The sequence below is a fragment of the Nocardia sp. CC213A genome (assembly GCF_030766805.1).
GTDB classification, from domain to species: Bacteria; Actinomycetota; Actinomycetes; order Mycobacteriales; family Mycobacteriaceae; genus Nocardia; species Nocardia otitidiscaviarum.
In genome coordinates this window covers 363,798-387,878 of the sequence record NZ_JASFXA010000002.1, presented here as the reverse complement: position 1 = coordinate 387,878, position 24,081 = coordinate 363,798, and the positions used below count along the sequence as shown (strand labels likewise).

Sequence of the window (24,081 nt, the reverse complement as noted above, 5' to 3'; positions counted from 1 at the left end):
GCTCCCGCGCGAGGCCGCGAACGTACCGCCGGACCCCCGTGACGTCGTAGCCGTGGGACCGGTGTCCGCCGGGTCCACCACACCCTACGCGGATTCCGGGCGGGCGTCGGGCCGCTCAGTCACGCGGCGGCGCGGCCAGCCGGAGCAGTGCGTCCCGAAGGTCGGGGCGGGGGCTCCGATCGGCCAATTCCATGAGCGCGGTTTCCGCGACGGCGGCGACGAGCAGGGCTGCGACCGGTTCGGGGTCCGTCCAGCCGATCGCGGCGAGATCCTCGGCGATGACGCCCGCGGCCTGCCGATTGCGTTGCGCCACTTCGTCACCGAGCGCCGCCTCGGTGCGGGCCTGGACGAGCAGGGCCTTGGTGGCCGGTTCGGCGAGGCAGCCGTCGAGATAGACCTGGATGCCGGTGGCGAGGCGTTCGGCCCCGGGCCGGTGGTCGGCGATCCGGTCTCGCACCCGCTCGAACAGGTGGTCGTGGAAGGCGCGGTGCAGGGCGAGGATGTAGTCGTCGCGGCTGGGCCAGTGCTGGTAGAAGCTACCCTTGGCCATATTGGCGGTGGCGGTGATGGAGTTGACCGACAGCTTGGACAGGTCGGAGGTGGCCAGCAGGGCGCGGCCGGCGTCCAGCAGGGCGCGGCGGCCCGGTTCGGCGGATCTCATGACACCGATCCTGCCCGGTGCTCGAGAAACGGCCGCACCGCGTCGAGGAACAGCCCCGGGTGCTCGCTGAACGGTTCGTGCCGGGTGGGCAGCGTCGAGATGCGGGCGTGCGGCAGGGCACGGGTGATACCGCGTCGATTGAGCGGCCACGGATTGATCGGATCGCGCGTACCCCACACCACCTGAACCGGGGTGTGTGACAGCAGCGGAGCCTCGGCGACCAGGTCGCATCGCGGATCGGCAAGGCTGCGCCACAGCGAGCAGTAGACGGCCAGCCGGGCCGGATCATCCGGAACCCGTTGCGCCCGTTCGTAGATGGCGCGATGTCCGGCGTCGCGCAGCGGCCCCAGGTAGGCGCGGGCACTGGGCCGGACGAGGTGGCGCGCCAGTGCGGGCCGCCCCATCGCTCGACAGACCAGACGGGTCGCGATGTTCGCCGGGGTGAATCCGGCGGGCTGCACCAGCACCACCGCCCGCACCCGTTCCGGCCGGAGCTGTGCCGCGCGCACCGCGGCATAGCCGCCGACACTGTTGCCGATAATGGCAACGCGTTGAATTCCCCTCCGCCCCAACGCATCGACCACCTCGACCGCCACCTCTCCGAGACTGTCCGCGGTCATCTCCTCCGGGTTCGCGGCGGACGAATCGCCGTAGCCGGGCCAGTCGACGCCCGCTACCGGCAGCTCCCGAGCGAACTCCGCCGCGACGGCATCGAAATCGCGATGATCGCCCGGATTGGCATGCAGCAGTAGCACTCCCGGCACATCGCCACGTTCCGGTCCGGACAACCACACCGCCACGCTGCCGTGGCGCGTATCGATGTCGAGGCGGGCAGGGCGGTTCATCGCACGCCCCCCGTGCTCGACCGGCGGCGCCAAAGGCCCGAGCAGCGGTGCGACCACGGTGCAGTCCACCGGCCGCGCCCGCTCCGGGTCCAGGGCATTGAGCACCTCCGCGACCGCGACCGGGTCCGATGTCAGGCCGTAGTGCTCGCTGAAGTCGGTGGCGCACACATCCTGTAGCACCACGTTGCGCGCGTTGGGTCCCTCCAGAAGTCCGGTCGTGTACGGGGTGGCGATCTCGTCGTATCGGCTGACGATGCCGACGAATTCGGTCTCGGGCAGCAGCCGGGGATCGGCGCGCAACAGATCGATCATCGGCGAACCCGGCGACATCTGGCACGGTCCGCAGTCCGCGACGATCGCCGCCGCGCCCGGCAGATCACGGACGCGGTCGCCGAACATGGCCAACCCGCTGACGGTCGTCCCGTGAAACGGCCCACCCAGGCCGATCAGGCGGGCGATGGTCGACGCGCCACCCAGGTGGTGCATGTAGAAGAAGGGCACCGCGGCACCCATCGAATGCCCCACGACATCCACCCGGTCCACACCGGTCGCGGTGCGCACGCGGTCGATGAACCCGCCGATCTCGGCGGCGCTGCGTTCCACCGGAGCCAGCGCGCCCACCGCGGGCCCGAGCGCACCCGTGCCGTAGGTGGTGGTGAAGACGCAGTATCCGGACCGCGCGAGCAGGGGCGACAGCGTCTGCCAGGTCACGGTCTCATTGCCCAGCCCGTGCAGCAGTACCACCGGGCGCGGATGACGCTCGTTCGGGCGGCAGGACCAGTCGTTCGCACCCGGCGGCGGCTGGCCCGGGGCAGCGGCCTGTGCCGCCAGTCCGGCCAGATAGCTGTAGGGCACCGGCTCGTCCCGCTCGGCCGCGGCCGTACCCGCGGCCCCACCCAGGAGCACCGCCGCCGTGGCGATCAGTGCCGCGCATCGTGTCACGAATTCCACCGCATCCCTTCCTGCCGAAGCACCGGGCGGTCACCACATCGACGGAGTGACCGACCGGTCGGTCATAGGCTACCGCGTGTGACACCGCCCTGGGAAGGGCGTTCGGAGAACGGAATTGCGAGCCGCTACCTCTTTCGCGCGACGTAGTAGCTGTTGAAGATGTCCGCCTCGATATGCTTCACCTCGACGGAGGCGAATCCGGCGTCGTGCAGCATGCGGGTGGCGAGCTGCTCGCCCCACATGGTGCCGAGCCCGTCACCGTCGAGCGCCAGCGACACCGTCATACAGTGCATGGTGGAGATGGTGTACATGGACGGGCCGAGCGGATGCTCCATATTCTCCTCCAGATTGCTGGAGGCTTGGATATCCACCATCAGGAAGGTGCCGTCCTCCCGGAGCACATCGGCGATGCCGCTCAGTACGCGCGCGGGATGCGCCTGATCGTGGATCGAGTCGAAGGCGGTGATCAGGTCATAGTTGTCGACCACGCCCAGATTCGTCACATCGCGCACCTCGAATCGGGTATTGGTCACGCCCATCTCTTCCGCCTCCGCACGACCGGTGGCGATGCCCTCCTCGGAGAAGTCGTAACCGACGAACCGGCTGTTGGGGAATTCCCGGCCGAGCAGGTTCAGCGCATGCCCACTGCCGCAGCCGATATCGGCGACGTCGATGCCCTCCCGAAGCCGCTCGGGCAGACCCGGCACCAGCGTGATGGTGACATCGATCAGCGCGACATCGTGAATCGCGGAACTCTCCTCCGCCATCAACTGCTGGAACCGGCCGTACTTCGAGTAGGGCACGCCGCCGCCCCGCCGGAAGCAGCCGACGACATCGGATTCGACGCTCGCCGCCAGCGGGATGTACTGGGTGAAGGCGGCGACATTCTCCGGACCGGCCGCCCTGGCCAGCGCCGCCGCATGCTCGGGGGGCAGGGCGAAGGTACGGCTGCCCGGGTCGTAGTCGACGATCTTCCCCACGGTGAGCGCGGACAACCACTCCCGCACATAGCGCTCGTTCAGATTCGCGGCGCGGGCGATATCCGCACTCGTCGCGGGCGGCAGATCGCTCATGGTGTCGAACAGCCCGGTCTGATGGCCGATACTGACCATGAGCGTCAGGAAGCCATCGTTGATCAGTTCCAGCATGCGGTTGCCGAAGGCCTCCGCCCGGGCGGCGAATTCCGGATCCTCCGATCCGGTCGCGGGGGCGGCTGCGAGTGTTTGCGTACCGTCGGACATGACATCTCGATTCCGAATGATTCGACCTGTTGATCAGCGCGGTCGACGAGCGCCGATCGCCCCACCGCTTCCTTGTGACACCCACCCCACCCGCGGTGATGTCGAATATGCGCCGCACCCGATCTTCCTTGGACGTGATGCGCATCACATAGTATCCCCGGCGACAGTCCCCGACAAGGAGAGCGAACCGCCCGCGTCGCACCGGCCGGAACGACGCGGGGTCCGGGTCAGACCGCCTGCGCCAGACGCGGCCAGGTATGCGGCTGGTCGCGCAGCCACCGCAGGTTCTCCCGCACGGCATCCCGCCAATCCTGGGTCGGCAGGTATCCCAGCTTCGCCGTGGCGTAGTCGCTGGGGCACCACCAGTCCTCGGCGACGTGCACCAGGGACCGGGTCAGGAACGGATCCGCGCCGGGCAGCACCGGATGCAGCGCCTCCATCAGTCCGCCGAAGGCGTATCCGGCGCGGTAGGGCACGCTGAACCACGGCGCGGGCGCGCCGATCTCGTCGGCGATGAACTCGATAACCGTTCGGGCGGTGGGGAATTCGGGACCGCAGATATTGAACGACTCGTACGAATCCAGTCCCGGCGCGAGCGCCGCGCGCGCCACTCCCTCGCCGAGATCGTGGTCCCCGACCAGGGCCAGACGCGCACGTCCGCCGTTCAACCAGGGCACCAGCCGGGTGCGCAGGCGGGGCGCGAGCGCGGACACCAGGCCGAGCGCATTCCCCGCCCCGACGAAGTGCCCGAGCCGAAGCGTGACCATTTCCGTTCCCGCACCGCTGCTTTCGCGCAGGTGCCGGTCGAGGTCGATCAAGCGGTCGGCATGCGGCCAGAATCCCGTGTACCTGGCCGGGGCGAAATCGCCGACCGCCGTGCCGTCCCGGCTCGGCGTGGCGATGGCCACCGTGGCGGCCAGCACGAAGCGACGCGCTCCGGCCGCCACCGCCTGATTCACGAGGTCGACCGCGGGCTCCAGGAAGTGGGTGCGCTCTTCGCGGCGATGACCCCAGAAGGCGCCCCAGGTGCCGAGGTGGCAGATCACATCGACATCGCGCACCACGTCGCGGCGGTAGTCCGGATCGAGCAGGTCGCCCGATCGCACCTGGCCGGTGAACCAGTCGGGCAACCGAATCGGGTTGCGGCAGGCGGCAATCGGTTCGACATCGGCGCGCGTGGACAGTGCCCGCAGGGCGCGGCCACCGAGGAATCCGGTGGCTCCGGTGACCAGTACCCGGGTGCGGTCGGTGGCGCTCATGCCATGCCCTTCAGCTCGACGGCGGGAGTGGCCGCATCGATGTCCGACCGGTGCTTGCCGATACGCAGTTCACCGGCGCGCAGGGCGAGCACGGCCGCCGCGAGCGCGAAGATCCCGCAGACGAACAGCGCCCGCTGGAAGCCCGCGGTGAATGCCTCCGGCGGCGCCGTCGCCGCGGCGAGCAGCTCGTTGGTACGCGAGGTCGCGATGGCGGTCAGAATCGCCAAACCCAGTGCGGCGCCGAGCTGTTGCGAACTGTTGAGCAGTCCGGCCGCCAGGCCCGCCCGATCGGCGGGCACCCCCTCGTTGGCCGCGGTCGTCACGGCCACGAATACCGCGCCGAGCCCGATGGACACCACCAGCAGGCCGGGCAGCAGATCCGACCGGTAGTCGCCGCCGACCGGAATGCGGGACAGCTGGAACATGGCGGCCGCCGCGATCAGCGCACCCGCCACGATCACCGGCCGGGTGCCGACGCGTTCGAACAGCTTGGCGGACACGCCAGCGGCGATACCCATGCCCACGGTCACCGGCAGATACGCGGCACCGGCCTGGGTCGGCGAGAAGCCGAGCACATTCTGCATGTAGAGGGTGAGGAAGAAGAACATGGAGACGAATCCGGCGAAGGCCAGCATCTGGGTGGCGTCGGCGGCGGCCAGGCCGCGAACCCGGAAGATGGAGAAGGGGAACAGCGGATTGCGATGGCGCAGTTCGTTTCCGATGAACGCGGCGAGCAGCAGCGCCGCCCCGGCGAAGCAGGCGAGGGTGACGGCGGTGGTCCAGCCCTGCTCGGGCGCGCGCACCAGTGCGTAGACGAGCAGCAGCATGCCACCCGTGCCCAGCAGCGCACCGCCGGCATCGAAATCGCGTACCCGCTCGCGGGGGCCGTCGGCGGGCAGCAGCCGGTGCGCTGCGGCGATGATGGCCAGGCAGACCGGCAGATTCACCAGCAGCACCCACCGCCAGCCGGGACCGTCCGACAGCACGCCGCCGAAGAAGACCCCGGTGGCGGCGGCCAGGCCGGAGACCGCGCCCCAGACGCCGAGCGCCCGATTGCGGTCGGCCGTGGACCGGAAGGTGGTGGTGAGGATGGACAGCCCGGCCGGGGCCATCAGGGCCGCGCCCACGCCTTGCAGGACGCGCGCCGCGACCAGCATCTCGGGGGTGACGGCGAGTCCGCCCGCGAGGGAGCAGGCCGCGAACAGGACCGTTCCGGCGACCAGCATGCGGCGGCGTCCGACCAGGTCAGCCAGTCGCCCGCCGAGCAGCAGGAAGCCGCCGTAGGTGAGCAGGTAGCCGCTCAGCACCCACTGCACGCCGTGCGCAGTGAAGGGCAGGTCCGCGCGGATCGAGGGCAGGGCGACATTGAGGATCGAGGAGTCGACGATATCGAGGAATTGGACCGCGCAGAGGAGTAGCAGGATCAACCGGCCGCGGGCCGAGGTCAGGGTGGAGTCGGTTTCGGCAACCATGATTCACCTTCGATTGGACTGTTTAGTCCAATCGAAGGTAGCAGTCTTTGGACTATTCAGTCCAGAGTGGTGATGGGCCGTCCGCCCACAGCGAAATCAGGCGGCCTCCATCCGCAGCCGCGTCAGCCCGGCCTCCACCGCCAAGCGCAGCGATACGGGGTCCCGCCGCGCATGCCCCAGCAGCAGCCCACCCTCCAAACTCGCCAGCAGTCCGGTCGCCAGCGCCGCCGAATCGGCACCCGACCGCAACTCCCCCCGCTCGACCATGCGTGCGATGGCGTCGGCGAACAGCCGCTCCCACGCGTCGAACGCGGACGCGACCTGCTGCCGCGCGGCCTCGTTCCGATCTCCCACCTCACCGGCCAGGGTCCCGATCGGGCATCCGGCCATGGTCTGCTCGTACACCGCCACGAACCCCGCGAGCGCCTGCTCGAGTTCCTCCAGACTCGCCACCCGACCCAGCAGCCGAGTCAATTCCTCGATCACCCGCTCGCACCGATACCCCACCGCGGCGGCGATCAGATCATCCCGATCGGCGAAGTAGTGGTACAGCTGACTCTTGCTCGCCCCCGTCGCCGCACGCACCACATCCAGACTCGTGGCATCCACCCCGCGCTCGCCGATGAGTTCGGCCGCCTGCTCGACAATCCGCTCACGGGTCGCGCGCCCACGGGTGGTCTTCGGGTCATTCGACATACCACGATGGTAGTCCAGTTCTGGACCACTCGGTCCATACCGATGCCGTCGGCGAATTCCGCACGAATATCGACGCATACTCGACACCCCTTCCGCCGGAATTCCTGAAATTTACGACATATATACGAATGCGGCGGCGCATGCCCATGGCAATGCACCGCCGCGTTCGTGATGGATCAGGCGAAGATTCCGACGATCGAGCCGATCAGCTTGACGATCGCGGTGCCCAGGTCCAGACCGCTCCCGAGCACACCGGAACCGCTGTTGAGCACCGAGGAACCGGCATCGATTCCGCTGACGAAGTTAATCATTTCTGAACCACCTGTACTGATGAGGAGGGTTTTCGGGGACAAGGGGAAAGCTAACACCGGCAATTGCGGTCGACAACCCATGAAATCCAAAGAAGGACACCACTGATCACAACAATCAAATCGAGCCGAATACATCCCGATCAGCCGAGCCCCAACCCTGTCCGCTACCGGCTCCCATAGATTCCGCGAATAGTTCTACTATTGCATTTATTGGGCCGTTATTAACTTGGAATTCAGCTAGTCCGCGCATTGTGAGTCCGGTCACCAAGCTGCCCCCGATCTCAGGGGCAGGGCTTCCGGGGCACAGAAGATCCGGATTCCGCCACCGGCCCGGCCTTTCTACCGTCTGCCGTACGACGCGACGATCGCGTCGATCTGTCGAAGGTTGTGCATAGCTCCATGGAGGACGGTCATGGTTTCGAGGATCGGTTCAGCAGCGGTTCGTTTCGGCGTGGGAGCCGCGGCGGCGGTGGCGACATGCATGGGGTCGGCCGTGGCCGCCGGCCAGCCGGGTAGCGCCGACACCGGTAGCGGCATTCTCGGCGACATCATCGGTTCCGGCAGTTCCTCCGGAAGTTCCGGCAGCGGTTCCGGCGGCAGTGGTTCCGCGGGCGGGGGCTCGTCCGACAGCGGATCCTCCGGCAGCGGTCTGCCCGGCGGTGGGGTCCAGCAGTGCAACAACTCCACCAAATCCGGCGGCGCGGGCGTGACCACCACGGTCCACCAACTCGGCGTCGCCGGACCCACCTCGTTCGTGCTGGCCTACGAGACATACGACATTCCCGATCGGATTCAGGTCTTCTACGAGAATGCGCAGATCCACGACACCGGGTATGTCGGCGACAATGCCAACCAGGGCACGGGCTCGGCCGTGGTGACCGTCCCGGCCGGTGGTGCCACCTCCGTCACCGTCCGGGTCACCGGGCCGTCCCGGACGAAATGGGAGTACACCGTCCGCTGCCCCCGCTGACCGCCGCTCAGGCCCGGTGGCGCGGATCCCGCAGAAAGCCGTCCCTCGCGGCTTCCCGATAGAGATCCACCCGCGTCCGCACGGGCCGCCCGGCCTCGGCGTACTTGCGGCGGATCCGGCCGAGGTAGTCGTTGACGGTGTACTCCGACAGCCCCAGCCGGCGCGCCACCGAACCCGCCGTCTCGCCGTTCGCGTACAGCTCGAGCACCTCGCGCTGCCGCGTCGGCAAGATGATGTCCCCCAGGCCCGGGTCGGAGCCGACGGCCGGTGCCCCACTCGCGGCGGGCACCGGCCGTCCGGCGGCCGCCGCCCGCACCATCGCCACCATCAGCTCGACCGGGTCGGACTTGAGCGCGACACCCAGTGCCCCGGCCCGCGCCGCCGCCCGAATGAGGTCACGCCGTTCCCCGGCGGTATAGATCAGCACGCCGAGCCCGCGTTCCCGCAATGTCGTGATGTTCGCCCGCGGCGTGGACCCGTCGGCGAGCACCAGACTCAGCACGACCAGATCGAGATCCGTTGCCCGCGCGAGGAGTTCGGGCACGGTCGGCGCGATCGCGGTCACGGCGAGATCCGGCTGCTCGCCCAGCACCGCGGCCAGCCCCACAGCGGTGGCCTGATGGTCTTCGACATACCCGATACGGCGTGACGCACCGGGCTCGGCGAAATCACCCGGGAGTTCGGTAGCCGCGATACCGGCCATCGATAGGATGTGGCGCAAATTCACGCATCGATATGTACCGGACGTTTATCCACGCGGCAATGAGAATTCGTGCCAGTTACCATACCGACCAAGCGCCACATTTCCGAGATGTCCGAATACGTAAACCGGATATTTCCACCATCAGCGCGTAAATATCACAACGGGAATCTCCCATTCCACCGCATCCTGCATCTCCTTCAGGAATCCCCACCGCTCGATCTGCCTATCCCACAACCGTTTCCGCTCCTCCCCCGCCGCCACCGACGCGACCATCGACCACACCTCATGCCCGACCTCGACCTCCACTCGCGGCCGCGCGACCAGATCATGAAACCAATTCGGCCCCCGCTCCCGCCCGTTGTCCGCCGCGAACACCACCAACCGCTCCCCATCCCGCGCATATCCCACCGGTACGGTCCGCCGCTCCCCACCATCCCCCTCGGTGGTCAGCAACAACACATCGAACTCCGCGTACACCCCGCCCAACTTCCCCCCATTGGCCCGAAACTCCGCAACGGCCTCCCGCTGCACACGGCGACTCTCCTCGTAGGACATGTGCATTGTCGTGGTGGTGGTGACCTGCATGGCGTGGGTCCGACCTCCAGTGGCCAGCGATGCCGACCCCCTAGGGTCGGGGGTCTTGCGGGGCGGGTGACCACGGTGTCACACTGCGATGGTCTACCGTCATCTGTTGGTCCCCCTTCGGTGAGCGGCGAGGATTCCTCCCCTAGCGGGGCCTCTGATCTCCGTCATTCATCGGTGGGGTTCATGCAGCTGGCGTTGTCTCTTCCGATGCCAGGAGATCAACGCCTATGTCTGCATCCACAGACCTGCTGCTCTTTGCAAGCCCGCTTGTTCTAGCCGTCAGTGTGGCGGTCCAACAGATCCGGACGTCCATCGTTCTCGTCGTCGCGGCACTCGTTGCCACACTCACGCGCGACAACGATCGTTATCGGCGAGCACTTAGTGTGATGCGGTTGCTTCTGAACAATCAGGGCGCGGCCAAACACAGTGCGCGACGCCGCGCAATCAGTGAGCGCCGCGGGCCGCGCGGGATTCGTCCAGGCTCTTAGTCAGATGACATGGGCGCCACAGCGATTGCAGGTTGGCCCAGTCGTAGCGTTCGCCGCCCGCGCCCACGGGTTCGATGTGGTAGACCTCGTCGGCCAGGGCGACGCAGCCGGGCCGTTCGCATATCGGGTCGGTCGCGAGCTTGGCCTCTCGCAGTGTGCGCCATCTGCGGGTGCTACCGCTGCCGGCGCGTTGCGGCCGGTCCATGCGGGGTGCATGGGCAGAGCGCAGCCCCGGCGGGTGCTGGCTTGCGACAGCGGTTGCACACGCGGGGCGGCTCGCTGGGCATGGGCCACAGCGCCCACGCGCCAGTGGTGTGACGTAGACGGGCTGTCAGCGTCGAAAGTGAACTCGCGCAGTGTGATCGGAACTCCGAAGTCATGGGAACAGCGGACCGTGGCGATACCTGCCGAGGTCGCCGAGCTCCTGCATCCAGCGGTCACGGCTCAGAAGAGCCCGACCGAGCTCATTTGGTCACGGGAGGACGGGACACCGATTCGACCGCCGACCACTACCCATTGGTTCACCAAGGCAGTCGGTTGGTGTATTGCGGCATCGGTACCGCGTGACGACGACGGCGAGCCGATCGGCCCAGCGATCTTCCCGCGGGTGACTGCACGCCAGCTACGCCACACCGCAGCGTCGCTCATGATCTCCAGCGGCGCGCATGTGAAGACAATCCAACGTCAGCTCGGGCATAAGTCGGCGACGATGACGCTCGACAACTATGGGCCCCCGTTCGAGGACGACCTCGATGAGGTGGCCGGGCGGATGGGCACAGGTTTTCGAGCTGCCGCCGAGCGGTGTGCCCAAAATGCGCCCACGCGCCCACGCTTAGGGCCGTCAGCGCATAAAAAAGGCCCTTCACCTGCGCAGCAAGTGAAGGGCCTCTGGTGGAGCTGCCGGGAATCGAACCCGGGTCCTCCGCCGCATCTTCAGGGCTTCTCCGTGTGCAGTTCGCTGTGCCTCTGCTCGGATCTCTCGGTCACGCGAACAAGCCGAGATGACGATCCCAGCCGCTGTTCGATGTCCCGTCCGACGCCGCGGCCGCGGCGGACGGTAGAGCCCTCTAGCTGATGCCAGGGACCGGGTCGAGGGCGAACCCGGGCTGACAGACACGCTCTACTGCTTAGGCAGCGAGAGCGTAGTCGCGCTGATGAGAATCGGCGCTTATAGGGTTACAGCGACGCTTATACGGTGGTCTCCTGCCTGCACCGACACGCTTCCCCTGAATCAACGTACGCAGTCGAAACCGTTCAGCCCCGAGCTGTGTTCATCGATCCAGATGAACTCCCGGTCTCGCGACCGGGCTTGTAACTTTAACACTCCGCGACCGGCGGATCATTCCATTATCCCGCTGTGGCGTGGCTGACACGAACCGCGCAGGTGAGCGGTGGTCAGCGCATGCCCTTGATGCGGCGGCCGATCTCGCGGGTGACCTCGCGCTCGGCGGTGCGGCGGGCCAGGTCCTGGCGCTTGTCGTAGTCCTGCTTGCCCTTGGCCAGGGCCAGTTCGACCTTCACCTTGCCGTCGCTGAAGTACATGGACAGCGGGACCAGGGTGAGGCTGGTCTCCTTGGTCTTGCCGGTCAGCTTGTCGATCTCGCGGCGGTGCAGGAGTAGTTTGCGGGTGCGTCGCGGGGCGTGATTGGTCCAGGTGCCGTGGCCGTACTCGGGGACGTGCAGACCGCGCAGCCAGACCTCGCCGTCGTCGATGGTGGCGTAGGCGTCGACCAGCGATGCCTTGCCCTCCCGCAGGCTCTTCACCTCGGTGCCGACCAGCGCGACCCCGGCCTCGAAGGTCTCCAGGATCGTGTAGTTGTGCCGCGCCTTGCGGTTGGTGGCGATGACCTTGCGACCCTTTTCTTTCACAGCACCACTCTAAGTGGTCGGGCAACGGGATTATTCCCTGGTCGGGCCGTGCTAACCGCCGCGTTGCAGCCACAGGTAGAGCAGCAGGGTCCCGATCCACATGGCGGACAGGACGATCGTGGTCAGCCGGGGGCGGCCGCGGCGCGGTGCACGGCGTGGCCCCAGCCAGCCGGTGTCCACGATCTCGTGTACTCGTGGCGGTGGGATGACGCCCGCATCCGCCGCCTCGGCCTCTGGTGGCCGCTCGGTTTCGAGTTCGTCACCAGCGCCGTTACCGGAATCCATGTCCGAAAGGTATCCCCACCCAGGGCGTTTTATACCTCCATTCGCGCGGTCGATACCGGACCGCAGGATTGCCGGGAAGTGGCGCTGTAGCGCGCCGTCAGTCCCAGTCGGGCGGCGGCACCTCGTCGTACTCCGGCGGGGGCTCGGGAAGCGGAATGTCGTCGGGTGCGTCGAATGCCGACGCCGCCGCCCGGCCGGTACGGGAGACGCCCTGCGGCGAGCCGCCCCCCGGAAGGCGGGAGGATGGCCGGGACTGCGCGCCACGCGACCGGGAATCGGGCCGTGCCGCGGTGGACCGCGCCTGCCCGGCATGGCCGCTCGGCGCGGCGGACGTACCCCGCTGAACCGCCGCAGCCGTGCGATCCACGGAGCCGGATACGGACTCCCGCGTTCCGGTGAGGGCGGATTCCCCTGCCCTGTCCACGGCCATACCGGTCGCAGCCTTTGCCGGCGCACCAGCTTCGGCAAGGTCAGGGGCACCGGCTCCGGCGACCACCTCGAGCACGCCCTCGCCGTACTTGGCGCGCTTGCCCTCGCCGATACCCGAGATGCCGCCGAGATCGGCCAGCGAGGCGGGTTTGCGGGAGGCGATCTCGCGGAGGGTAGCGTCGTGGAACACCACGTAGGCGGGGACGCCCTGTTCCTTGGCGACGCCCGCCCGCCAGGCCCGCAGCTTCTCGAACAGCTCGTTGTCGGCCGGGGACATGTCCGCGGCGGCCAGCCGGGACGCCTTGCCGGACTTGGGAGTTCGGGCCGCCTTGGCGCGTTCGGGTTCGCGACGCAGCTTCACCTCGCGTTTCTCGAACAGCACCTGATTGCTGGCCTCGGTGAGGGTGAGCACGCCGTAATCGCCGTGCACGGCCAGCAGCCCCTGGGCGAGGAGTTGGCGGATGACGCCGCGCCATTCGATATCGCGCAGTTCGGTGCCCACGCCGAAGACCTTGAGTTCGTGGTGGGCGTGCTGTTCGACCTTGGGGTTGCGCTTGCCGACGAGGATGTCGACGATATGGCCCGCGCCGAAGCTCTGGCCGCGCTCGCGCTTCAGCCGCAGCACGGTGGACAGCACCTTCTGCGCGGCGACGGTGCCGTCCCAGGACTCGGGCGGGGTGAGGCAGGTATCGCAGTTGCCGCACTTCTCGCCGGTCTGGCCGAAGTAGTTGAGCAACTGGGTGCGGCGGCACTCCACCGTCTCGCACAAGGCCAGCATGGCGTCGAGATGCAGTTGCAGCTGTCGTCGATGCGCGGCGTCGCCGTCGGACAGGTCGATCATCTTGCGCTGCTGTACGACATCACTGAGGCCGTAGACCATCCATGCCGTGGACGGGAGCCCGTCACGTCCGGCACGACCGGTCTCCTGGTAGTAGCCCTCCACGGACTTCGGCAGATCCAGATGCGCCACGAAGCGCACGTCGGGTTTGTCGATGCCCATGCCGAAAGCGATGGTGGCGCAGACGACCAGACCGTCCTCGCGCAGGAAACGAGCCTGGTTGGTCGCCCGGGTGCGATTGTCGAGCCCCGCGTGGTACGGCACCGCCTCGATGCCGTTGGCGGTCAGGAAGGCCGCCGTCTTCTCCACCGAATTGCGGGACAGGCAGTAGACGATGCCCGCGTCCCCGGCGTGCTCGGTGCGGATGAACGACAGCAGTTGCTGTTCGGGCCGATTCTTGGCCTCGATCCGGTATTGGATGTTGGGCCGGTCGAAACTCGCGACGAAGTGTTTGGCCCCGGTCAGATCCAACCGCTGGGCGATCTCCTTGCGGGTGGCCTCGGTGGCGGTGGCGGTGAGCGCGATGCGCGGCACCTCCGGCCAGCGCTCGTGCAGCATGGACAGCGCCAGATAGTCCGGCCGGAAGTCGTGACCCCACTGCGAGACACAGTGCGCCTCGTCGATGGCGAAGACGGAGATCTTGCCGCGGTCCAGCAGTTGCGCGGTGGCGTCGAGCCGCAGCCGTTCCGGGGCGAGGTAGAGCACGTCCAGCTCCCCCGCCACGAATTGCGCCTCCACCGTGCGCCGTTCGTCGGGGAACTGGGTGGAGTTGAGGAATCCGGCGCGCACGCCGAGGGCGTTGAGCGCGTCCACCTGGTCCTGCATGAGCGCGATGAGCGGTGAGATCACCACACCCACCCCGGGTCGCACCAGTGCCGGAATCTGATAGCACAGCGATTTGCCGCCGCCGGTGGGCATGAGCACCAGCGCGTCACCGCCGGAGATCACCTGGTCGACGATGTCCGCCTGCGGCCCCCGGAAGCTGTCGTAACCGAATGCCCGACGTAGCACCTCGTGCGCGGCCTTGCTGCCGACGTCGGCACCAGTTGCGGACATGGTCTCGATCTCCGGGGCACTCACCCCGGCAATCCTACGGATCGCCGCCGACAGCGGAACCCCGTTGTCCGGTCTCCGCGAGACTTCGCACCGATTCTCCGTTCTCGCACCGCGTTTCGGCCGAAAGACAACGCACCCCACCCGATTCGGGTGGGGTGCGCCGATGTCGTCGCGATGTGCGGACACTCACTCCCGCACGTAGTACCGCAGCGCGGCGTAGGCCGTCAGCGCGGCGAAACCGACGCCCACCGGCAGGATGACGAACGACACCGCCGCGATGTCGTCACCGCTGATACCCGGCAGCACCCGATTGTCGAACAGATCACCCAGCGCCCGATTGATCACCAGCGGTTTGGCGATGAACAGTCCCGCCACCGCCAGCGCCGAACCCACCAGCGCCGCCAACACGGCTTCCAGGAGGAATGGCAACTGCGTATACCAGCGGGTCGCGCCCACCAGGCGCATGATGCCCACCTCGGTCTTGCGGGCCAGGGCCGCCACCTGCACCATATTCGCGATCAGCAGCAGCGCCGCGAACGCTTGGAGCAGCGCCAAACCGAATGCGGCATTGCGCAATCCGACGAAGAAGCTGACCAGTCGGTCGACGATGTCCTTGTCGTTGAGCACCGTCATCACGCCCGGCCGAGTCGCGAACTCGTCATAGATGGCCTGATAGTTCTCGGCGTCGGTCAATTTCACGCGGAACGACGCGGGCAGCCCCTCCTTGGTGACCTCGTCGGCCAACCCCGGCTGATCCTTGAAGGTGGTCTCCTTGACCTCCTGCACCGCCTCCTCGCTGTTGACGAACTGCACGCTGGCCACCTTGTCGTTCGCCTTCAGGTCCGCCTGCAGGGATTTACACGGTTCGGCCAGGCAGTCCGGGTCGGTGGTGGAGACGGTGTCGTCGAGATACAGCCGGATCTCGACGCGGTCCATGTAGAAGTTCTCGATCTTGTTCGCCATGCGCACCGCGAGCAGGCCGCCGCCGAGCATGGTCAGCGACACCGCGGTGGTGAGGATCATGGCGATGGTCATGGTGATATTCCGGCGCAGGCCGGTGAACACCTCACCGAACAGGAATCCGATGCGCATTACCGGCCCACCCCGTATACGCCGGTCTCGTCGTCGCGCACCAGTCGGCCGCGATCGAGTTCCACCACGCGCCGCCGCATGGCGTCGACGATGGTGTTGTCGTGGGTGGCCATCACCACCGTGGTGCCCGTGCGATTGATACGTTCCAGCAGCGTCATGATGTCCTGACTGGTATCCGGGTCGAGGTTGCCGGTGGGTTCGTCGGCCAGCAGCACCAGCGGCCGGTTCACGAAGGCACGGGCGAGCGCGACGCGCTGCTGCTCACCGCCGGAGAGTTCGCTGGGCAGCCGGTCCGCCTTGCCCGACAGCCCCACCATGTCCAGCGCCTCGGGCACCGCGCGATTGATGAACGAACCCTTCTTGCCGATCACCTCCAGGGCGAAGGCGACATTCTGCTCGACCGTCTTCTGTTGCAGCAGCCGGAAGTCCTGGAAGACACAGCCGATGCGCTGCCGCAGTTTGGGCACTTTGCGCCCGGGCAGCCGGTCCACCCGAAAGTCCGCCACCCAGACCTCGCCCGCTGTCGGCTTCTCGTCTTTGAGCAGCAAACGCATGAACGTCGATTTACCGGAACCGGACGGCCCGATCACGAAGACGAACTCGCCTTTTCCGATATCGACGGAGACGTTGTCCAGCGCGGGTCGCGTCGAGGTCTTGTAGGACTTGGTGACGTTCCGCAGGGTTATCACGGGGAGCCAGTGTAGCCAGACGCGCCGGCCACTCCGGCGCGCCGCGCGGCCTCGCGGTCAGCGCGGCGGCGGTGTCCCACCGTCCTTCGCGTCATTGTTGAGCACCGAGTTGACGATGGGGGTATACGCCGGGCGCTGCGATGCTTCGGGCTTGACGAAGACGTACAGCACGAATGTCGCGACCCATACCGTCATCAGAATCGCCGTGGATTTGCGGGCTTTCAGCGTGAAGCCCGGTGATTTACGCAGTTTCACTCAGACCCTCTCGGCGCAGCGCCGCGGCCACCCGCACCCGCAGCTCGCGCCCTACTTCGAACTGTTTGCCCGGCAGTGTCCGGGCGACCATCTTGATGTTCATCTGGTCGACGGTGAGATCTTCGACACCCATGACGGTCGGCTCGTCGAGCAGCAGCGATTTGAGTTTGCGATCGGCGAAAGCCCGGCTGCCGACCTCGTGCAGGATCTCGTTGACCCGGTTGATGTCGGCGCTGGCGGGTACGGGCACGTCGATGGCCGCACGCGCCCAATCCTTCGACAGATTGATAACTTTCACGATCTGACCATTGGGTACGGTGATCACTTCGCCGTCAGCGTTGCGCAGCGTGGTGATACGCAAAGTGACGTCCTCTACCGTACCTTCAGCGTCCTGTGATGAGCCCGTTACCGCAATGCGAACGACATCACCGTAGCCGTACTGCTTTTCGGTGATGAGGAAGAAACCGGCCAGCAGGTCCTGCACGATGCGCTGCGCGCCGAAACCGAGCGCCGCACCGAGCACCGCCGCCGGGGCGACCAGCCCGCCGAGCTGAAAGCCCAAGCGCTGCAATACTTCCAAACCGACCAGGAAGTACACCAGGGACAGCACCACCCAGGTGAGCACCTGGGCGAGCGCATGCCGATGCTTGGCCGCCTCCGAGCGCACCAGCGAATCGCTGCTGCGGAATCCGGCGTCGATCCGGCGGGTCACCCGATCGCGCACGTAGGTCACGAAGCGGCTGAACAGCATCGCGCCGACGATCAGCAGTACGATCTCGAGTCCGCTCGACCGGACCCAGTTGCCGAAGTCCGAGGCGGTACTCGCGGCGAGCAGCATCTGCATGGTTGTACCTCGAGTCAGCGCTCAGTGATGGTGCCGCAAAGGGTTACTGGTTGTCGCCGGACATCCGCCATCGGATGCCGCCCGTGCTCAGGCATCCTGATTCTGCTGCATGCGCCAGCGAATCCCGCTCTCGATGAAGGAGTCGATGTCACCGTCCAGCACCGCCGACGGGTTGTTGACCTCGTAGTTGGTGCGCAGATCCTTCACCATCTGGTACGGGTGCAGCACGTAGGACCGCATCTGGTTGCCCCACGACGCGCCCTCGTTGGTCTTGAGCGCGTCCATCTGCGCGCGCTCCTCCTGCCGCTTGCGCTCCAGCAGTTTGGCCTGGAGCACGCGCATGGCCGAGATCTTGTTCTGTAGCTGCGACTTCTCGTTCTGGCAGGTGACCACGATGCCGGTCGGGATGTGGGTCAGGCGCACCGCCGAGTCGGTGGTGTTGACGCTCTGACCGCCAGGACCGGAGGAGCGGTACACGTCGACGCGCACCTCGTTGTCCGGAATCTCGATGTGGTCGGTGGTCTCGACCACGGGCAGCACCTCGACCTCGGCGAAGGAGGTCTGGCGGCGGCCCTGATTGTCGAACGGGCTGATGCGCACCAGGCGATGCGTACCCATCTCCACCGAGAGGGTGCCGTAGGCGTACGGGGTCTTGACGGCGAAGGTGGCCGACTTGATACCGGCCTCCTCGGCGTAGGAGGTGTCGTAGATCTCCACCGGGTACTTGTGCCGCTCCGCCCAGCGCACGTACATGCGCATGAGCATCTGGGCCCAGTCGGCGGCGTCCACGCCACCCGCGCCGGAGCGGATGTTGACCAGCGCCTCACGCTTGTCGTACTCGCCCGACAGCAGGGTGCGGACCTCCATGGCCTCCACATCGGCGTGCAGAGCCGAGCGCTCGGCGTCGGCGTCGGCGACGGCCTGGGCGCGGGCCTCACCCTCCTCGCCCTCGGCGAGTTCGTAGAGCACGGGGAGGTCCTCGAGCCGCTGCCGCAGGTCACGCACGCGGCGCAGTTCACCCTGGGCGTGCGAGAGCTCGCTGGTGACGGCCTGGGCATGTTCCTGGTTGTTCCACAGCTCCGGGTCGGCGGCCTGCTGCTCCAGCTCGTCGATGCGGCGGACCAACTCGTCGATATCGAGCACCGACTCGACGGTCTTCAGGGTCGCGTCGAGTTCGGCAAGATCAGCGGAGACGTCAGGATGCACGGTGTTCAAGGCTACAGGGCCGCCTCTCCGAAACTTAAGCGCCCGGCTCGGGTGCCGCGACGGGGTTGTGCACGCGTATCGCCGGTCGGGACCGGGGGAATCCGATGGATCGACCGCCCTCGAGCGGGCTGTCCGGAGCGAGCGGCGGAATGGCGTGTCGATGGGGAGTCGTCGGCCGCGGGGTGATCCGGCGCGGCCGGTTCTCTTCAAACCTCGGAGCGCGGCTGGGTGGTGCCTCGTCGCACGGCGCGCGACCCGGCTTCCTGGAATTCGCTTCGATCGATCACGGTGCACATGATACGCCGCGCTCGCACCGGTGACGAGTGGAATAGATTACCGCCCAAGGGATTACCGTGACCATGAGCGAGCGACCCTACGACGCGGGTCACGCACCCGCCCGCGAATCCCGCTATCCGCTCGGATCGGGGGAACAGCCGGTGCCCGCCGCGTTTCACCGGACTGCTCAGCCGAGGGCGCGCAGACCGCCGGGACGGCGTCCCAACAGTCGGTCGAGGGCGGCGGCCGTGGCGTCGTCGGCGGGGAGGTGAACGAGAATGTGCTGGTCGTCGTCGGCGGAGAGGTCCAGGCGCTCCCAGGCCAGGCGCAATTCGCCGACCTCGGGATGGGCCAGGCGGTGAATGCCGGTGGCGGCGGCGAAACCGGGTATCGAGAGCACCCGGTCGCTGAATTCCGGGCCGACGGTGACCGCGAGTTCGTCGGCCAGTGACGCGACCAGGGCGTCGGAGCGGAAGGGACCGGCCTTCAGGGTGGCGACGGTGGCGTCGGCCAGGTGCGCCCAATCCGGGTAGACGGTGCGGGCGCGGGGGTCGGTGAACACGTAGCGGGTGAAGTTGGCGGGCAGTCCCGCATCGAGCAGACCCGATGGCTCCATCAGCCCGCGATAACTCTCCGTGCAGGCCAGCACCTCACCGAGCCGGTTGAGCACGGCGGCGGGCGCGGGTTCGAGCCGGTCCAGGATGGCGAGCACGGCCGAGCGCACCTCGCGGTTGGGCTGCGCACCGCCCAGGCAGTGGAAGCCACGCCCGGCCTTCTGCATCTGATACAGGTGAATGCGTTCGCTCGAGGTCAGCCGCAGTGCGTCCGCCAGCGCGGACAGCACCTCCGCCGAGGGATGCCGGTCGCGGCCCTGCTCCAGCCGGGTGAGGTATTCGACGCTCACCCCGGCAAGGGTGGCGAGTTCCGAGCGGCGCAGGCCGGGCGTGCGTCGCCGCGGCCCGGCGGGCAACCCCACGGCCGCGGGCGTGACCGCCTCGCGCCGACTACGTAGGAAGAGCCCCATCTCGTTATCACTCACGGCTCGAACGTAACAGCGTCCGTGCCCCGGAGCGTGGCCCTGCCACTACCACTCTCGGCGCGGCCTCCCGGCCACAGCACCGCGACGGCAGAGTCGAATTCGGCGACCGAGCAGACAGCGCGGTCCTGACGGCGGAGACGCATCGACCGTGGGTCGCCACCAACACCCGTATGCGGACCCTTGCCGCGATCGCGGCAATCCGCGCCGCTCCACTCATGAAGGAGTTCCCATGTCCGACACCCTGCGCCTCGCGGTGATCATCGCCAGTGTTCGCGAGGGCCGCTTCGGCCCGGTGGTCGCCGACTGGATCACCGAGTACGCCCGCGCTCACGGCGGCTTCGAGGTGGATCTGATCGACCTGGCGGAGATGGAGCTGCCGCACGCCCTGCCCGCGGTCTCCCCGCTCATGGACCCCAACCCACCCCGCCCGGCGGGGATGGTCGACCTGACCGAACGTCTGGGCGCGGCCGACGCGTTCATCATCGTGACCCCGGAGTTCAACCGCAGCTACCCGAGCTCCCTCAAGGCCGCCATCGACTGGCATTTCACCCAGTGGAACCGCAAGGCCATCGCCTTCGTCGGCTACAGCGGCAACAGCGGCGGCATCCTGGCCATCGAGCACCTGCGCCAGGTCTTCAACGAACTCCACGCCCACACCGTCCGCGGCTACGTCTCCTTCCCCCGCTTCTACCTCCTGTTCGATGCCGAGGGAAACCTGCTCGACCCCACCGGTCCCGGGGAAGCCGCCAGCGCCATGCTCGACGAACTCCACTGGTGGTCGGCCGCCCTGGCCGCCGCGCGCCCGGAGCCGGTGAGGGTGTGATCGGAGGCAGGCCCGCGCCCGGCGAGTACTCGGAGACGCCGCGTCAGTCGTCGACCTTGCAGCGGGTGATCAGGGCATCGAGACCGATGCGAAGCAAAACATCATGTCGTCTTCGGTGACCTGACACCGCGCACTCCGGGAACCCGGGCGCCGACATGTCCGGTAGCGGGTGACAGGTTACGGTTTGGGGCGTGACCTCGTATTCCAGTGACCTCGAACTCGCCCTGCGGCTGGCCGACGCGGCCGATGGGATTACCCGTGATCGGTTCGGTGCGCTCGATTTGAAGATCGACTCGAAGCCGGATCTGACGCCGGTGTCGGATGCGGATCTCGCGGTGGAGCGGGAGATCCGGGCGATATTGGCGACGGAGCGGCCGGGGGACGCGGTGCTGGGTGAGGAGTTCGGTGGGGAGGCCGAGTTCGCCGGACGGCAGTGGGTGGTCGATCCGATCGACGGGACCAAGAACTTCGTGCGCGGGGTGCCGGTGTGGGCGACGCTCATCGCACTACTGGAGGACGGCGTGCCGGTGGTGGGCGTGGTGAGCGCTCCGGCGCTGGCGCGGCGCTGGTGGGCGGCGCTGGGTGCGGGGGCGTGGAGCAGCTTCGAGTCCGGGGAGCCGAGGGCGATCTCGGTATCGGCGGTGCCGCAGCTGGGTGCGGCCAGTCTGGCGATCTCCAGTCTGTCGGGCTGGCGCGATATCGGCCGCCGGGATCAGCTCATCACGCTCACCGACGAGGTGTGGCGGGTGCGCGGCTACGGTGACTTCTTCGGCTACGCACTGTTGGCGGAGGGTGCGGTGGATATCGCCACCGAACCCGAATTGTCCCTGTGGGATATGGCCGCGCTGGACATTCTCGTCCGGGAGGCGGGCGGGCGCTTCACCGCCTTGGACGGCACGCCCGGCCCGCACGGCGGCAGCGCGGTGGCCACCAACGGGCTGCTGCACGACGTGGTGCTGGCCGCGCTGGCCAGCTGAGTTCGCACCGGAACGACAAGAACGCCCCCGCTCCGTCGCGGGGGCGTTCTGCTGTCCGGAGGGCGCTAGGCGGATCCGGTGCCGCCACCATCCATGGGGCCGATCAGCACCCCGACGAGACCACCGAGCAGACCAACGACTACAGAGACGAGTCCTGACAACATGACTTCCTCCTTTCGCCTCGGTGAAAAACGTAGTGACCCTTGACAGTTGACGCTATGAGATCGAAATAACCGAATAGAACTCCTTGTTATACAGATCTCGCAACGCAGCGAATCACTTTGAATACAAGGAGGTTTGAAGTTCTTCCAGCGCAATCATGTTGCGTTGGAACATCATCCGAGATGACGCATCATAGACCATATATCGCCCCACAACCTGCGCGGATCGCGACACAGGAACAGCTCGGCACCCTGTTCGTCGTTGTCGACACCGAATCCGTTGTCGATCCGACCCATCGATTCCGGTTCGTGACACAGTCTTTCGACCTCCACTCGCTGAATACCCACCGTGAACACCCATCGGCCGTCGGCGGGCGGACCCCACCACCAGTAGGCGTTGTGCCCGCTGTGCGGCGTCGGCAGGCCGTACGCGGCTCCGAAACGTTCGAGGGCGGCGGCCTCCCCGTAGTTGGACGTGAGCAGTTCGGCGTCGGGTGCGACCTCGGATCGGATCTCGGCGATCTGCCGCACGAACTCCGGCCAGCCGATGGTCTCCCCCGCGTCGTAATTCACCTCCGGCACCGGAGATTCCGGTATCGCGGACACCGGCAGCACCGGAAGGAACAGCAGCGCCGAGCCCACCGCGCCGACCCCCACCACGGCACCGATGCCGACCGCGCGCACCCGACGCGCCGTGTACCACCGCTCGAGGCCCACCGCTCCGGCGGCGAGCAGCAGCGGATACATGCCACCCAGGTAGTACGCCTTCCCACCGACGATCGCGTAGAGCGCGAAGAGCGCACCGTAGGTGAGCACGAAAGCGCGATAGGGCGACCGCCACAGCCACCACAGTCCGAATGCCCACAGCGGCACCAGCAGCGGGCCGATCAATCCGAGTTGCAGGAGTACGAAGGTGAGCGGCGTATCCGAGGTGCCCGATGATCCGCCCGCCAGTGACCTGCTGACTTCCCATTGCGGCCACCCGTGCCGCGCCTGCCAGAGCAGGTAGGGCGATACGAGCAGGACGGCGATCAGGACGGCGAGGGGAAAGTACCTGGTGGCGAATATCTTTCGCGGCCCGATCGCGGCGAAGCACACCGCCGTGACGACCAGTGGAACCGCGATGAGCGCCTTGTTCAGCAGGCCGACCCCCGCGAGTGCCCCCACCGCGAGCCACAGCCGCGGGTCGGCTTCCGACCGCAGCAATCGCAAGAGGAGGACAACCACGCCCGACCACACCGCGAGGTCGATGATCGTCGTGCCGAACAGATGCCCGGCCGCCATGACCAGCGCCGCGGCCGCCACCGAGGCCGATGCCACGGTTTGCGCGGCCTTCCCGCCACCGAGTTCGCGTGCCGCGAGTCCGGCACAGATCACCACAACGGTGGCCGCCGCGATGGCCGGAAGCCGAAGCAGCACCAGCGAATCCGCGTCGACGGCCGAGACGCCGCGGGCGATCAGCGGTGTCAGCGGCGGTTGGTCGGCGTATCCCCAGTCCAGCCGCCGCCCCGCCGCGAGGAAGTACATCTCGTCCCGGTGATAGCCGTACCGATCGGCGAACACCCCGAGGACGGCCGCGAATACCCCCGCTACCCAGTACATATGGTTACCGTCCCACACCGGGTCCGATACGGCGCGGGTACCGGCGCGCCAGCTGCGGGTGCCGTCGCCGGTACGCGCGGGTCAGTCCGGAATCAGGTCGAATCCGGCGGAGTTGGTGTCGATGCCGACGTCCACGTCGGTGTCGCCGCCACCGGGCGTGGGCAGCGCGGAGTTGGAGCCCACCTCGCTGGCGCTGCCGCTGCTGCCGAATTCGGTGCCGATGGGGCCCGCCGTGGCCGGGGGCCGGGTCGGCTGGTACGGCTCCAGCGGGATGGTGGCGGATGCGGCGGGTACGACGGCGAGGGTCAGGGCGGCGACGGCACCGGCCGTGGCCACGAGTCTCTTCATGGGTGCGACCTCCTTGCGGGGGCGGATGATGCGCCCCCACGGTAGCCCAGCCCGCCTCTTTCTGAAGCGAATTTGTTTCACTAGTTGCCGCGATCTCGACACTCCGCCAC

General features: G+C 67.5%; 23 protein-coding genes, 1 other RNA gene and 2 pseudogenes. 4 read left to right on the top strand and 22 right to left on the bottom strand.

The window, feature by feature from the left end:
• Positions 1-115: 115 nt before the first annotated feature.
• The 7 genes from QJS31_RS04915 to QJS31_RS04885 form a co-directional block, all read right to left on the bottom strand.
• On the bottom strand, positions 116-661 hold the full coding sequence (locus tag QJS31_RS04915) for a TetR/AcrR family transcriptional regulator (RefSeq protein ID WP_306356023.1): 546 nt from the start codon (positions 659-661) through the stop codon (positions 116-118).
• Positions 658-2,457: an alpha/beta fold hydrolase gene (locus QJS31_RS04910; RefSeq protein ID WP_306356022.1), complete on the bottom strand. Its 1,800-nt coding sequence runs from the start codon at positions 2,455-2,457 to the stop codon at positions 658-660. The genes QJS31_RS04915 and QJS31_RS04910 overlap by 4 nt, the downstream gene beginning before the upstream one ends.
• A gap of 125 nt (positions 2,458-2,582) precedes the next feature.
• Positions 2,583-3,698, bottom strand: coding sequence for a class I SAM-dependent methyltransferase (locus QJS31_RS04905; protein WP_306356021.1), 1,116 nt, complete (start codon positions 3,696-3,698; stop codon positions 2,583-2,585).
• A 227-nt stretch (positions 3,699-3,925) separates the two neighbouring features.
• Positions 3,926-4,957: an NAD(P)-dependent oxidoreductase gene (locus QJS31_RS04900; RefSeq protein ID WP_282778958.1), complete on the bottom strand. Its 1,032-nt coding sequence runs from the start codon at positions 4,955-4,957 to the stop codon at positions 3,926-3,928.
• Complete coding sequence (locus tag QJS31_RS04895; protein WP_282778960.1) at positions 4,954-6,429, bottom strand: MFS transporter; 1,476 nt, start codon at positions 6,427-6,429, stop codon at positions 4,954-4,956. The genes QJS31_RS04900 and QJS31_RS04895 overlap by 4 nt, the downstream gene beginning before the upstream one ends.
• A gap of 96 nt (positions 6,430-6,525) precedes the next feature.
• Positions 6,526-7,125, bottom strand: coding sequence for a TetR/AcrR family transcriptional regulator (locus QJS31_RS04890; protein ID WP_282778962.1), 600 nt, complete (start codon positions 7,123-7,125; stop codon positions 6,526-6,528).
• Positions 7,126-7,301: 176 nt separating this feature from the next.
• Positions 7,302-7,436, bottom strand: coding sequence for a hypothetical protein (locus QJS31_RS04885; RefSeq protein ID WP_255222359.1), 135 nt, complete (start codon positions 7,434-7,436; stop codon positions 7,302-7,304).
• 412 nt (positions 7,437-7,848) lie between these two features.
• On the opposite strand from QJS31_RS04885, the gene QJS31_RS04880 reads away from it, so the two are divergent.
• Positions 7,849-8,406, top strand: a complete 558-nt coding sequence (locus QJS31_RS04880) for a hypothetical protein (protein WP_195144027.1) — start codon at positions 7,849-7,851, stop codon at positions 8,404-8,406.
• A gap of 7 nt (positions 8,407-8,413) precedes the next feature.
• On the opposite strand, the gene QJS31_RS04875 is transcribed toward QJS31_RS04880, so the two are convergent.
• The 3 genes from QJS31_RS04875 to QJS31_RS04865 all read right to left on the bottom strand — a co-directional run bounded on the left by QJS31_RS04875 (position 8,414) and on the right by QJS31_RS04865 (position 10,387).
• Entirely contained in the window at positions 8,414-9,109 is a 696-nt protein-coding gene (locus tag QJS31_RS04875) for a response regulator transcription factor (protein WP_306356020.1), read from the bottom strand.
• A 141-nt stretch (positions 9,110-9,250) separates the two neighbouring features.
• On the bottom strand, positions 9,251-9,694 hold the full coding sequence (locus QJS31_RS04870; protein ID WP_282777441.1) for a nitroreductase/quinone reductase family protein: 444 nt from the start codon (positions 9,692-9,694) through the stop codon (positions 9,251-9,253).
• 444 nt (positions 9,695-10,138) lie between these two features.
• Positions 10,139-10,387: an HNH endonuclease signature motif containing protein gene (locus QJS31_RS04865; RefSeq protein ID WP_282777443.1), complete on the bottom strand. Its 249-nt coding sequence runs from the start codon at positions 10,385-10,387 to the stop codon at positions 10,139-10,141.
• A gap of 9 nt (positions 10,388-10,396) precedes the next feature.
• Between QJS31_RS04865 and QJS31_RS04860 the strand changes: the two are divergent.
• Positions 10,397-10,897 (top strand): annotated as a pseudogene (locus QJS31_RS04860) (tyrosine-type recombinase/integrase); the annotation flags it as partial.
• 174 nt (positions 10,898-11,071) lie between these two features.
• Here QJS31_RS04860 and ssrA read toward each other — a convergent pair.
• From ssrA to QJS31_RS04810, 10 genes and pseudogenes are all read right to left on the bottom strand, one after another.
• Positions 11,072-11,444: a transfer-messenger RNA gene (gene ssrA / locus QJS31_RS04855) on the bottom strand.
• Between the two features lie 133 nt (positions 11,445-11,577).
• The gene (smpB, locus tag QJS31_RS04850) at positions 11,578-12,051 is read right to left on the bottom strand and encodes an SsrA-binding protein SmpB (protein ID WP_029931840.1); all 474 of its coding nucleotides are present in this window, start codon (positions 12,049-12,051) and stop codon (positions 11,578-11,580) included.
• Between the two features lie 51 nt (positions 12,052-12,102).
• A complete protein-coding gene (locus QJS31_RS04845) occupies positions 12,103-12,336 on the bottom strand; it encodes a hypothetical protein (protein ID WP_029931839.1) in 234 nt (77 codons plus the stop codon).
• Positions 12,337-12,823: 487 nt separating this feature from the next.
• Positions 12,824-14,659 (bottom strand): annotated as a pseudogene (recQ, locus tag QJS31_RS04840) (DNA helicase RecQ); the annotation flags it as partial.
• A gap of 186 nt (positions 14,660-14,845) precedes the next feature.
• Positions 14,846-15,751: a permease-like cell division protein FtsX gene (ftsX, locus tag QJS31_RS04835; protein ID WP_282780812.1), complete on the bottom strand. Its 906-nt coding sequence runs from the start codon at positions 15,749-15,751 to the stop codon at positions 14,846-14,848.
• The gene (ftsE, locus tag QJS31_RS04830; protein ID WP_029931836.1) at positions 15,751-16,440 is read right to left on the bottom strand and encodes a cell division ATP-binding protein FtsE; all 690 of its coding nucleotides are present in this window, start codon (positions 16,438-16,440) and stop codon (positions 15,751-15,753) included. The genes ftsX and ftsE overlap by 1 nt, the downstream gene beginning before the upstream one ends.
• Before the next feature lie 57 nt (positions 16,441-16,497).
• Entirely contained in the window at positions 16,498-16,695 is a 198-nt protein-coding gene (locus QJS31_RS04825; protein WP_143979798.1) for a hypothetical protein, read from the bottom strand.
• Positions 16,682-17,539 (bottom strand): mechanosensitive ion channel family protein, encoded by an 858-nt coding sequence (locus QJS31_RS04820; protein ID WP_029931834.1) that lies wholly within the window; start codon positions 17,537-17,539, stop codon positions 16,682-16,684. The genes QJS31_RS04825 and QJS31_RS04820 overlap by 14 nt, the downstream gene beginning before the upstream one ends.
• An 87-nt stretch (positions 17,540-17,626) precedes the next feature.
• Positions 17,627-18,745, bottom strand: coding sequence for a peptide chain release factor 2 (prfB, locus tag QJS31_RS04815; protein ID WP_029931833.1), 1,119 nt, complete (start codon positions 18,743-18,745; stop codon positions 17,627-17,629).
• A 463-nt stretch (positions 18,746-19,208) separates the two neighbouring features.
• Positions 19,209-20,060 (bottom strand): helix-turn-helix domain-containing protein, encoded by an 852-nt coding sequence (locus QJS31_RS04810; protein WP_306356019.1) that lies wholly within the window; start codon positions 20,058-20,060, stop codon positions 19,209-19,211.
• A gap of 229 nt (positions 20,061-20,289) precedes the next feature.
• Between QJS31_RS04810 and QJS31_RS04805 the strand changes: the two genes are divergently transcribed.
• Together QJS31_RS04805 and hisN are read left to right on the top strand one after the other, a co-directional pair.
• Positions 20,290-20,883, top strand: coding sequence for an NADPH-dependent FMN reductase (locus QJS31_RS04805; RefSeq protein WP_282784435.1), 594 nt, complete (start codon positions 20,290-20,292; stop codon positions 20,881-20,883).
• A gap of 191 nt (positions 20,884-21,074) precedes the next feature.
• Positions 21,075-21,860 carry a histidinol-phosphatase gene (gene hisN, locus QJS31_RS04800; protein ID WP_306356018.1) on the top strand — a complete coding sequence of 262 codons (786 nt, stop codon included), beginning with the start codon at positions 21,075-21,077 and terminating at the stop codon, positions 21,858-21,860.
• Positions 21,861-22,195: 335 nt separating this feature from the next.
• On the opposite strand, the gene QJS31_RS04795 is transcribed toward hisN, so the two are convergent.
• Together QJS31_RS04795 and QJS31_RS04790 are read right to left on the bottom strand one after the other, a co-directional pair.
• A complete protein-coding gene (locus QJS31_RS04795; protein ID WP_282784438.1) occupies positions 22,196-23,623 on the bottom strand; it encodes a glycosyltransferase family 39 protein in 1,428 nt (475 codons plus the stop codon).
• Positions 23,624-23,704: 81 nt separating this feature from the next.
• The gene (locus QJS31_RS04790) at positions 23,705-23,971 is read right to left on the bottom strand and encodes a hypothetical protein (RefSeq protein ID WP_306356017.1); all 267 of its coding nucleotides are present in this window, start codon (positions 23,969-23,971) and stop codon (positions 23,705-23,707) included.
• Positions 23,972-24,081 lie beyond the last annotated feature (110 nt).